At 67.8% G+C, this 11,505-nt stretch carries 5 protein-coding genes; all 5 read left to right on the plus strand.

Annotation, left to right across the window (positions count from 1 at the left end; genetic code table 11):
• The first annotated feature begins 149 nt into the window (after nt 1-149).
• The 5 genes from ABXH26_RS11720 to ABXH26_RS11740 all read left to right on the plus strand — a co-directional run bounded on the left by ABXH26_RS11720 (nt 150) and on the right by ABXH26_RS11740 (nt 11,503).
• A complete protein-coding gene (locus ABXH26_RS11720) occupies nt 150-3,527 on the plus strand; it encodes a mechanosensitive ion channel domain-containing protein (RefSeq protein ID WP_353567257.1) in 3,378 nt (1,125 codons plus the stop codon).
• Between the two features lie 49 nt (nt 3,528-3,576).
• Nucleotides 3,577-5,535: a DUF294 nucleotidyltransferase-like domain-containing protein gene (locus ABXH26_RS11725; protein WP_353567258.1), complete on the plus strand. Its 1,959-nt coding sequence runs from the start codon at nt 3,577-3,579 to the stop codon at nt 5,533-5,535.
• A complete protein-coding gene (locus ABXH26_RS11730; protein WP_353567259.1) occupies nt 5,532-6,206 on the plus strand; it encodes a 3'-5' exonuclease in 675 nt (224 codons plus the stop codon). The genes ABXH26_RS11725 and ABXH26_RS11730 overlap by 4 nt, the downstream gene beginning before the upstream one ends.
• A gap of 75 nt (nt 6,207-6,281) precedes the next feature.
• Nucleotides 6,282-8,153, plus strand: a complete 1,872-nt coding sequence (locus ABXH26_RS11735) for an alginate lyase family protein (protein WP_353567260.1) — start codon at nt 6,282-6,284, stop codon at nt 8,151-8,153.
• A gap of 512 nt (nt 8,154-8,665) precedes the next feature.
• Nucleotides 8,666-11,503 carry a glycoside hydrolase family 2 TIM barrel-domain containing protein gene (locus tag ABXH26_RS11740; protein ID WP_353567261.1) on the plus strand — a complete coding sequence of 946 codons (2,838 nt, stop codon included), beginning with the start codon at nt 8,666-8,668 and terminating at the stop codon, nt 11,501-11,503.
• The last annotated feature ends 2 nt before the right edge of the window (nt 11,504-11,505 follow it).

Raw genomic sequence — 11,505 nt, forward strand, 5'->3', positions numbered from 1 at the left:
GCGGATGCCCCATGGGATATGATGCGAAACGCCGAAACGTTCGGAAAAACCGGTCGTCGGCCGGCCGGTGCCTGAGTTTACTGGTCCTCGCGGCCGGGCCTGTCACCTCCCGCCCTCGACAAGCCCGCGGTCCCGCCCAACGTAAGCGCATGTCGAAACCCATCCGACTGAAGCACGGTCGAGCCCTGATCTCCAACGCTCTGGCTACGAGCGCCTTGGGCTTCGCGCTGGTGCTTCTGCTCCATCCGGCATCGGCGCAGGAAACGCCGGCAAGGAAGGCGGAGGCGAAACCCGCCCAGGAAGCTCCCGCCCCACCGGCGGCGGACGCGTTTTCCGACCTCGAGGCGAAGATCAACCAAGCCGCGGCCGACCTCGAAAGCTCGGGACTCGACGAGCCTTTCCTGACGCAAACCAAAGACGAGCTCGACAAGGCGCGCGCCTCGGTCGGCCAGGCGCGGCAGTTCCGCGAGCGGGCGGCGAAGCTGGAGCAATCCGGTGTGGCCGCGCCCGACGAGGTCAGCCGGCTCGAAGGCCAGCTCGCCGCGCTCGGCAAGCCGCCGGAGCTGAAGGTGCCGAAAGGCATCGACGCCTTGCGCGAGCAGCTCGAAACCGCCCGCGCCGAAAGCGCCCGGCTCAAGGCGGCCGCCGGCAAGGCCGCCGACGATCTGACCCGCTTGCAGGCGCGCCCGGTCGAGGTCGGAGCCCGCCTGCCCGCCGCCAGCGCGGAACTCGCCCAGGCCGAAACCCGGCTCGGCGCGCTGGGCGATGCCGCCCAGGAATCGCTGGTCCAGACCGCCGACCGTCTGGCGCTGCAAGCCGAGGTCGAATCGCTGCGCGCGGAGGTGGCGATGCTTGGCACCGAGCAGGTCGGCCAAGGCCTGCGGGAGCGCATCGCCACGCTCGACAAGGAGCTGCTCGAAGCCCAGGCCACGCGGGCCGCCGCCACGGTGAAAAAGCTGGAGGCCAGCCTGGACACCAAGATGCAGGACGAGATCGAGGTCTTCCGCGACCGCGTGACGAAAATCGGAGCCTGGGATCCAAAGTCCGACCCGGAGCTGGCGCAGGCCGCCCGCGGCCTGCCGGAGTTGGTCGACGAGCTGGCCGGGAAAATCCGCAAGCTGAACGAGCTGCAGGGCCAGATGGACCGCGTCCACCGCGACTTGGAAAACCTGCAGAAGGACAACACCCGGCTTCAGCGCCAGGCGGAACTCGGCGGGCTGGAGGGCGTTTTTTCCCAGGTCCTGCTCGACCTGCGCCGGCGCCTCCCCGACCCGCACGGCCTCGATTTCCGACTGAAAAAACTCGAGGAATCGATCGCCGAGGCCCAGCTCGAGGACTACCGGCTCGGCGAGCTCCGCGATGAACACCGCGCGCTGGCCAAGCGCTGGGCCGACGACCCGAAGGCGACCGCGATGCTGAAGCTGCGCGGCGAGCTGCTCAGCCAGCTTTCCGACACGCAGCGCAGCCTGATCCAGGACCTCGCGCGCTTCGGCTCCGACCAGGTCGCCTACCGCGACCTCACCGTGGAGTTCTCGAAATTCGTCATGGAGCAGCTGTTCCTGCGCCGCAGCTCGAAGCCGGTCGGCCGCGGGTTTTTCACCGGCCTGCCGGCCAGCGCCGCGTGGCTGATCCGGGGCGACGACTGGGTGCAGGTCGGGAAATCGATCGCCACGATTCCGTTCCGGCGGCCGGTCGCGACCGGCTTTGCGGGCCTGGCCGTGTTGCTGCTGGTGGCCGCGCGGCGGCGCTTGCGGTCGGCCATCGAGCGCCGCAACCAGCGCATCCGCCGGATCTCGACCGACCGCATCACGCACACCCTCGGTGGCCTGGTGGCGAGCCTGCTGCTGGCGCTCGCGCTGCCGATCGTGCTCGGTTTCGTCTCCTGGGGCCTGGCCAGCGATCCGGACGCCCCCGAGCGCGCGCGCGGACTGGCGACCGGACTGGCGTGGTCCGCGTGGTTCCTCGGCTGGATTTTGTTTCTCGGGGAAATCGCGCGCCCGCAGGGCATTGGGCCGGTCCACCTCGGCTGGACCGAGCACTCGGCGCGGCTGCTGCGGCGCACGCTCTACCCGGCGGCGGCGTGGTTCGTGCCCAGCCTGCTGTTGGTCAGCATCACCATCTTCGAGGACAGCGCGGTGTATTTCGACAGCCTCGGGCGGCTCGCCTTCATCATCGCGCAGGTCGGGATCGCCTCGGTCTTCGCGCGCATGCTGCACCCGCCGACGGGCGTGTTTTCCCCGATCATCACCGACCGCCCGGAGCGGCTGATGAGCCGGCTGCGCTGGGTTTGGTTCGGCCTCGCGGTCGGCGTGCCGCTGGCCCTGGCGGTGCTGGCGGCGATCGGCTACTCGCTCACCGCGCTGATGCTGCAGGAGGAGTTCCAGAGTTCGCTGCGCTGGGTGGCGGGCGGCGTGGTCGGCTACGGCGTGCTGCTGCGCTGGTTCATGATCAAGCAGCGCCGGCTGACCCTGGCGCAGGCGATCCGCGAGCGAAAAGCCCGCCGCGAGCCGAAGAACGAGCCGCAGGATACCGAGGAAATCGTGGCGCCGGTCGATGAGGACGACATCGAGCTCGACCTCGACGACATCGCGCGGCAGACGCGCCGGCTGCTGCGGTCGCTGGTCAGCGTGGGCGTGATCGTGGCCATCGCCTACGCCTGGGCCGGCGCGCTGCCGCTGGCGCAGGTGGCCGAGCACATCTCGATCCCCGGCGGCCTGAGCTGGCTCGGCCTGGTGCGCGCGGCGCTGGTGCTCACCGTCACCTTCACGGTGGTGAAAAACCTGCCCGGCCTGCTCGACCTCGGCGGCTTGCGGGAGTCGGGCATCGCCCCCGGCACGCGCTACGCCGTGGCCGCGCTCAGCCAGTATGCCGCGGCGGCGATCGGGATGGTGCTCCTGAGCCGGGCGCTGGATGTCGATTGGTCGCGCTTCGGCTGGATCGCCGCCGCGCTGAGCGTGGGCCTCGGCTTCGGCCTGCAGGAGATCGTGGCGAACTTCGTTTGCGGCATCATCATCCTGTTCGAAAGGCCGGTCCGCGTTGGCGACGTGGTCACGGTCGGCCAGGTGACCGGCTCCGTTTCCCGGATCCGCATGCGGGCGACCACGATCACCAACTGGGACCGCCAGGAGTATGTGGTGCCGAACAAGGACTTCATCACCGGCTCGCTGATCAACTGGACGCTCTCCAGCCCGCTCAACCGCCTGACCATCCCGGTGGGCGTGGCCTACGGTAGCGATACCGCCCGCGCCCGCAGCCTGCTGGAAAAGGTGGCCGTGGAGAACCCGCTGATCCTCGAGGACCCGGCGCCGATCATCAGCTTCGAGCAGTTCGGCGACAGCACGCTCAACCTCGTCCTGCGCTGCTACCTGCCGACCATGGAGAACCGCCTCAAGGTCACCACCGAACTGCACGAAGGCATCGCCCGCGAGTTCCAGCAGGCCGGGATCGAGATCGCCTTTCCGCAGCTCGACCTGCACCTGCGCACCGTGCCCGGCGACCTGTTGAAGCCGGCGGGCGGCGCGGATTGAGCGCAATCCCTTTCCCGCGGGCGCGGGATGTGCTCGATTGCGGCTGGCCGTGAACCGCATCCCGAACCGCATCGCCGACGCCCTGGGACATTTCCCGCCCTTTTCCCTGCTCGATCCCGACGCGGTCGAGGAGCTGGCCCGGCAGGCCACGGTGCGGGTGTGGGTGAAAAACGACCCGATCTGGGTCCAGGGCCGGATCCCGGAGGGCGACCTGTATTTCCTGGCCAAGGGCCGTGTGGAATACCACTGGCAGCGCGACGGCCAGTCGGAGCTCGTCGATGTGCGCGACGTCGGCGATTTGCTCGGCCTGACCGCCTTGGTCGATGGCGTGGCCTACCAGGTGTCGGCCATCGCCGCCGACGACTGCCTCGTCTACACGCTGCCGTGGGCCAAGGTGGAAGCCGTGCTGGAGTCGGCCGACGAGGCCCGCAACTACGTGCGCCGCCACCTTTTCTGGGTCACGCGCGTGGGCGGGTCGGTCTCGACCGTGAACGCCTCGGACATCGCCACGCCGGCCGGCATGAGCGGCCGCGCCAAGGACATCCTCGAGGCGCACTTCCACAGCGCGCAGGTGGTGGTGGCGCGGGGGAAACGGATCGTCTCCTGCGGTCCGGACACGCCGGCCTCGGAGGCCGCGTGGCTGATCACCATCCACCATTTGGAATCGATCGTGGTGACCGATGACCAGCGCCACCCGCTGGGCTTCGTCCACGCCACCGATCTGGTCCGCCACACGCTGGTCGAGGGCCGCCCGCCCTCGACGCCCGTGTCCGAGCTGATGAGCGGCCCGGTGGTCACGCTGCCGGAGCTTTCCAGCGCCATCGCCGCGACCCTGCTGATGATGCAGAAACGCGTGTCGCAGCTGTGCGTGACCGAGGACGGCACGCCGGAAAGCCCGGTGCTCGACGTGTGGTCCGACCGCGCGCTGATGAAGCACAGCGGCTACCACCCGGCCGGCCTGATGCGCGATCTCGGGCGCCTCACCTCGCTGGCCCGGGCGCGCGAGCTTTCGGATGAAATCGAGCGCCTCGCGGGGCTCTATCTCGGTGCCGGCGTTTCCTCGGTGGTGGTCGGCCAGATCTGCGCCGAACTCTACGACGAACTCGTCGACCGCCTGATCAAGCTCGCCACCCGCGAACTCGAGCAGGCCGGCCACCCGTTGAATGGCATCCGGTGGGCGTGGATGTCGGTCGGCAGCGATGGCCGCCGCGAGCAGATCCTGCGCACCGACATGGACAACGCGCTGGTCTTCGCCGGCAGCGACGATCCCGAGGAAACCGAGGCGACGCGCGGCTTGTTGCTGAAGCTGACCGAGCGGGTCGTCGAAATGCTGGTCGAGTGCGGGATTTCCCGCTGCCAGGGCGGCGTGATGGCCTCCAACCCGAAGTGGTGCCGCTCGCTCGACGAGTGGCTGGACGAGCTGCAACTCGTCGAGCTCAACCCCGCGCCGGAGACGCTGCTGCGGGCGATCGTGCTCTACGACATGCGCTTCGTGGCGGGCGATGCCAGCCTGGTCACGCCGCTGCGCGAAACGATCTTCCGCAGCGTGCCGGCGAACCCCGGAGTGATGCGTCGGCTGGCCGAGCTGACCGTCGGCGCCCAGCCGCCGCTGAACTTTTCCGGCAAGTTCGTGATCGAAAAAAAGGGCCGCAAGGCCGGGGAGTTCGACCTCAAGGGCCGCGCCATCGCCCCGCTCCGCGATGCCGCCCGGCTGTGGGTGCTGAAGCACGGGCTCAGCCACCACTACTCGACGGGCTCGCGCTGGGCCGACCTCCGCGCGCACGTGCCCGAGCTGGCGGAGATCGCCCAGCTGGCGCGCCAGAGCTACGAGGAGCTGATGCGCTTCCGCGTCCTCAACGGCCTCGCCAACGGCGACTCCGGCCGTTACCTCGTTCCCGAAAAGCTGGGCAAGCTCGAGCGCGACCGGCTTTCCAACGTTTTCGACGTGATCCGCATGGTGCAGCACCGGGTGCGCACCGAGTTCTCGATCGACCTCCGCCTGCGATGAAGCTAACGTGGTTTCAACGACCCGACCCGCGCGTGGCCGCCCACCTCGCCCCGCCGAAGTTCGCGCGTTCCACCCCCCTGGCGGAGATCCCTTTCGTGGTGCTCGATGCGGAAACGACCGGCCTGCGGGTCGGCTTCGACAAGCTGCTCTCCGTCGCCGCCATGCCGGTCCGCCGCGAGCGCGCGGAGGTCGATGGCCTGCGCTCGTGGCTGGTCCGCCGGGAGGACCTCGACGTCACCCCCGCCACCAGCGTCCACACCATCCTGCCCTCGGACTCGACCGGCGGCACGCCCGAGGACGAGGTGCTGGCCGGGCTGTCCGAAATGCTCGCCGGCAGGGTCATCGTCGGCCACCACGTCGGCTTCGATGCCGGCGTGCTCGACCACGCATTGCGCCGCCATTTTCACGCCCGGCTGCGGCATCCACTGGTCGATACGGCGCGGCTCGCGATGCAGGTGCTCGATGCCTACCGGCCCAGCGGCTACGCCGGCCAGCGGCCGCCGGGGCTCGACGAAGTCTGCGCCCACCTCGGCCTCGGCATCTGGGAGCGCCACACGGCGGATGGCGACACCTTCGCCATCGCCCAGCTCTTCCTGCTGCTCTGCGCCCGCCTGCGGCGGAAACTCGGGCGCGACCCGGTGTTCGGCGATCTACCGGTCGCCCGGGCCTGAGCGGATGACGCAGGCAGCGAAAGAGCGGGGGCCTCCGACGGGTAATAGGAATGCTTTCCCGTCAACCCCTTCTCCATGCTGCGCCGTTTTCTCGTCCGGATCGTTTCCTCCAGCCTGCTGCTCGCCGCGGCGCGGGCCGACTTCGTGCATCCCGGCTGCCTTTCCTCCCGGGAAGATCTGGCGCGGATGGCCGACAAGGTCGCCGCCCGCGAGCAGCCGTGGCTCGGCAGCTGGGAAATCCTGGTGAAAAACACCGACGGCTTCCTCGACGACGCGCCCGAAACCCAGTCGCCCATCACCGCCGGTGGCCGCGGCGAGAACTACATCCGGCTGGCCCGCGACGCCGCCAAATCCTACCAACTCGCGCTGCGCTTCCACGGCGCGGGCGACGAGCGATTCGCCCTCAAGGCGGTGGAAATCCTCAACGCCTGGGCCGCCGGGCACGAGGGCTGGGCCGGCGATTCCAACGTCTGCCTGCGGGCCGGCCTCTACGGTCAGCAGCTCGCCTGCGCGGCCGAGCTGCTGCGCGATTTCCCCGGCTGGGAGCGGACCGATTTCCAAGGCTTCCAGCGCTACCTCCGCGAGCGCTTCTACTCGGTGAACCACGACTTCCTCACCCGTCACAACGGCACCGTGCCCGGCCATTACTGGGCGAACTGGGATCTGGCCAACATGGCCTCGATGCTGGCCATCGGCGTGGTCTGTGACGACCCCGCCATCTTCGACGAGGCGGTCCGTTATCTCCACGAGGGCGACGGTGCCGGAGCCTTGAGGCATGCCGTGGTCTTCCTGCATCCCGACGGCCTCGGCCAGTGGCAGGAAAGCGGCCGCGACCAGGGCCACGCGCTGATGGGCCCGCAGCTCATGGGCGCGTTCTGCGAGATCGCCTGGAACCAGGGCCTCGACCTCTACGGCAGCCTCGGTCACCGCTTCCTCGCCTCGGTCGAATACTCGTCGAAATACAACCTCGGCCACGACGTTCCCTTCGTCGCCTTCGTGCGCGAATGGGGTCATCTCGGAAAAGAGCGCCAGGAGATCAATCCAACGATCTCCGAATATGGCCGTGGAATGAGCCGTCCCGGCTGGGACCTTATCTTCAACCACTATGTCCGCCGCTGTGGCCTCGCTGCTCCCTGGACCGCGGCTTACGCCGGAAAATCCCGTCCCGAAGGCGGGGGCTTCAACTACGGCAGCACGAGCGGCGGCTTCGACAGCCTCGGCTTCACCACCCTCACTCACACCCTCGACTCCTCCGCAGCACCCGCTCCTCCGGCCGATCCGCGCGCCGTGGTGACCGGCAGGAGGGTGTCACTGTCGTGGACCGGAACCGCCGGCGCGACCCGCTATCGCGTGGACCGCGCGGACCGGGCGGGCGGACCTTTCACCCGCGTCGCCGTGGTGAAATCCCCGGCCCGCAGCGTGATCGACATCTGCCCCGCCAGGGACACGACTTATCTTTACCGTATCTCCGCCATCCTGCCGGGAGGCACGATGGTGGCCAGCCGCGAGTTGAAGGTCGCCACCGACCTTCAGCTCACCGGTCGCATCATCGGCACCGAGGGCTCCTTCGCCGATTCGGGAGCCGACAAGTTCACGGTCTTCGACGGATCGCTGGACAATTATTTCGACCCGCCCGGACCGGACGCGTGGGTCGGCCTCGACCTCGGAGAAGGCGTTTCCGCCCAAGTCACCGGCATCCGGTTCTGCCCGCGCAAGGGCATGGCCGACCGCATGGTCGGAGGACGTTTCCAAGGCTCGGACGATCCCGATTTCCTGACCGGGGTGGCGAACCTTTTCACCGTCACCTCGGAGCCACCCGATAACATTTTCACCACGGCCGACGTGGCCGCCGCTCCGCCCTGCCGCTACCTGCGGTATCTCCCGCCGGCCGGCGGATGGTGCAGCGTCGCCGAGATCCAGATTCTCGGCCGACCGGAAAAAAGGTGAGCCGCTGCACGGAACCCATTACCATGCAGCGGCTCGATTCAGGCATTCAGACCGAAGCATGGAAACCCATGACCATGCCTCGGCCCGCTCCGAAGGATTCGACTCATGCGAGGAACCCATACCCCGCATCAGCCGCTTGCCCTCCGGATTCACCCGGTTTGGAAAAACAGCCATTCAATGCGACTCCCTGCCGTTTGACGGGCAGCTCATCGACCCTTGGAGTATAGCGGCAGGCGTGCCATCAGCGCTCGAAAACCTCGTTTTCAGGATGTCTCAAATTTAGCCAAGAAGGCCCCATTCATGCATGGCTCTCCATCGGAAGGCACGACACCGTTCTTGGACTCATCGCGTTCATGGATGAAGCCTTGATCCGCGAGCCCCGCTTGTGGCCAGTGGCGGGCCGGCGGGCATTCCGCGACAAAAAAGCTCAAGGGCACGGAGCCTTGAGGATGTCGGGTTTTCCGGGCGAAACCGGTTATTGCGTATGGCCCCCCCGCATGCGGCCCCTTTCCATGAAATCCATCATCGCATTTTCCGGCAGCATCACCCTGCTGGCTGCCAGCCCCGCTCCCCGGACCTCCTTGTTCGATGCCGACTGGAAATTCCACCGCGGCGACGTGGCGGGCGCGGAGGCTGCCGCCTTCGACGACTCCGGCTGGCGCACGCTGGACGTGCCGCACGACTGGAGCATCGAGGACCTGCCGCCGAAGGACGACGCGGTGCCGGAGCTTGAAGCCGTGGCAGGCGAGTGGAAATTCCAGCCCGGCGACGAGGCGGACTGGAAAGCCGCCGATTTCGACGATCGCGACTGGAAGACCGTCACCTTGCCCGACACGTGGGAAAACCACGGCCAATCGAAGGAGTCCAACGTTTACGGCTGGTATCGCCGCTCGCTGGAAATCCCCGCCGACCTGAGGGGCAAGGATTTCGTCCTGCTGCTGGGCAGGATCGACGACGTCGATGAAACCTTCGTCAACGGCGAGCGGGTCGGCGGCACCGGTTCGTTTCCGCCCCACTACCGGTGGGCCGATCAGGAGCAGCGCCGCTATCCGGTCTCCGCGTCGCAGGTCGGGGAAAACGACACCATCCAGGTCGCGGTCCGCGTCTTCGATGGCGAAAACACCGGCGGCATCCATGCGGCCGGCATCAAGTCCGAGCGCATCGGGCCCTTCGATCCGGCGGAAGCCAGCAACCGGCATTTTACGGCATTCACCGTAGGTGGCACCGGCTGGTATCGGAAGCACTTCAAGCTCGGGTCGAACGAAGGCCGGACGAGCCTGCTTTTCGAAGGCGTCTCGATGAATCCGGAAATCTGGCTCAATGGCCAAAAGCTCGGCGAGCACCCGCATGCCTACACCAGCTTCGAGGTCGACCTCACGTCCCACCTCAAGCCCGCCGGTCAGGTCAACGTGCTGGCCGTGAAAGTCCGCAACGAAGGCCGCAACAGCCGCTGGTATGCCGGCTCCGGCATCTATCGCCACGTCCGGCTGACCCGCACCGACCGCCTCCACATCCCGACCTGGGGCGTCTTCGTCACCACGCCCGATGTTTCCCGGGAAAAGGCCGCGGTCCACGTGTCGGTCGAGGTGACCAATGAACGCCCGGAGGCCGCCGCGACCGGCGTGCAGGTGCGCCTGCTCGATCCCGCCGGCAAGGAGGTCGCCATGGCCCGCGCCAATCTGAGCTTGCCGCCCGCGACGACCCTTCCCGTTTCCCTGAAGCTCGCGGTGGACTCGCCGGAGTGTTGGTCGCCCCCGTCGCCGGATCTCTATCTCGCCGAAACAACCGTGGTGGTGGCGGGCAAGGAGATCGACCGCGTCCGCACGCCCTTCGGCATCCGCTCGATCGAGGTCGATGCCAAGCGAGGCTTCGTCCTCAACGGCGAACCCCTCCTGCTCAAGGGCGGCTGCGTCCACCACGATCTCGGCCCGCTCGGCGCCGCGGCCATTGATCGGGCCGTGGAGCGGAAGATCGAACTGATGAAGAAAAACGGCTACAACGCCGTGCGCACCAGCCACAACCCGCCTTCACCCGCCCTGCTCGATGCCTGCGACCGCCTCGGCCTGTTGGTCATCGATGAAGCCTTCGACCAATGGATCGAGCCGAAGGAGGGCAACCTCGAGGGCTACCAGCGTTTCTTCAAGGACTGGCATGCGCGCGACCTGGCCTCGATGGTGCGCCGCGACCGCAACCACCCTTCGGTCGTCATGTGGTCGGTCGGCAACGAGATCCCCGAGCAATTCCGCGCGCCGGAGATCGGCCGCGATTTGCGTGCCGAGGTGCTGAAGCACGACACCACCCGGCCCATCACCCAGGCCTTCCACCGCATCGAGCCGTGGGAGGAGGTGTCGAAGGGTGGCTTCGAGCATCTCGACATCGCCGGCTACAACTACCTGCCCGACAAGTATGAGTCCGACCACGAGCGCCACCCGGACCGCGTCATCGTCGGCACCGAGTCCTACCCGAAGGACGCCTACGCCGACTGGTCGCTGGTCGAGAAGCACCCCTACGTCATCGGCGATTTCGTCTGGACCGCCTGGGACTACCTCGGCGAGGCCGGCCTCGCCCACAGCGTGCCGAGCAACGAGCCGAACCCGTTTTTCATGGGCTGGCCATGGTTCAATGCCTGGAGCGGCGACCTCGACCTGTGCGGGTTCAAGAAACCGCAGTCCTACTACCGCGACGTCATCTGGGGCGAGCGCCGGATCGCGCTGTTCGTCCACCAGCCGATTCCCGACGGCCTTTCCGAAGTGCTCAGCTGGTGGGCCTGGCCGAAGGAAACGGACAGCTGGAACTGGCCCGGCCAGGAAGGAAAGCCGTTGCAGGTCTCGGTTTACTCGCGCTGCGAAAAGGTCCGCCTGGAGCTTGACGGCAAGGTCATCGATGAGCAGCCCGTTTCCGGGGAAACCAAACTCACCGCCCGTTTTCAGGTGCCTTACCGGCCGGGCGAGCTGAAGGCGATCGGCCTGGAAAACGGCAAGCCCGTGGCCGAAGCCACTCTCGTGACCACCGGCCGGCCCGCCGCCATCCGCCTCACCGCCGATCGCGACCCGATCCGCGCCGACCGCAACGACCTTTCCTACGTCACCGTCGAGATCGTCGATGCCCAAGGCCGCCGCGTGCCCGACGCCCGCGTGGAGGTGGACTTCTCCGTTTCCGGAAACGGAGAACTCGCCGCGCAAGGGAGCGCCGTGCCGAACGAGCCCGCCAGCTTCCAGCAGCCGCGCTGCAAAACCTGGCAAGGCCGCTGCATCGCGATCCTCCGGCCCGATGGAGAGGCGGGCAGCATCCGGCTCGAAGCCAGGGCCGAGGGCCTGGAATCGGCGACGCTCACGGTGACCACGCGCTGAAC

The sequence above is a fragment of the Haloferula sargassicola genome (assembly GCF_040362925.1).
Classification (GTDB): Bacteria; Verrucomicrobiota; Verrucomicrobiia; order Verrucomicrobiales; family Akkermansiaceae; genus Haloferula; species Haloferula sargassicola.

What these genes read in the sequence shown, in the direction of transcription:
- ABXH26_RS11730 (WP_353567259.1), top strand. Translation starts at nt 5,532, where the DNA reads ATGAAGCTAACGTGGTTTCAACGACCCGACCCGCGCGTGGCCGCCCAC.
- ABXH26_RS11720 (WP_353567257.1), top strand. Translation starts at nt 150, where the DNA reads ATGTCGAAACCCATCCGACTGAAGCACGGTCGAGCCCTGATCTCCAAC.
- ABXH26_RS11740 (WP_353567261.1), top strand. Translation starts at nt 8,666, where the DNA reads ATGAAATCCATCATCGCATTTTCCGGCAGCATCACCCTGCTGGCTGCC.
- ABXH26_RS11735 (WP_353567260.1), top strand. Translation starts at nt 6,282, where the DNA reads ATGCTGCGCCGTTTTCTCGTCCGGATCGTTTCCTCCAGCCTGCTGCTC.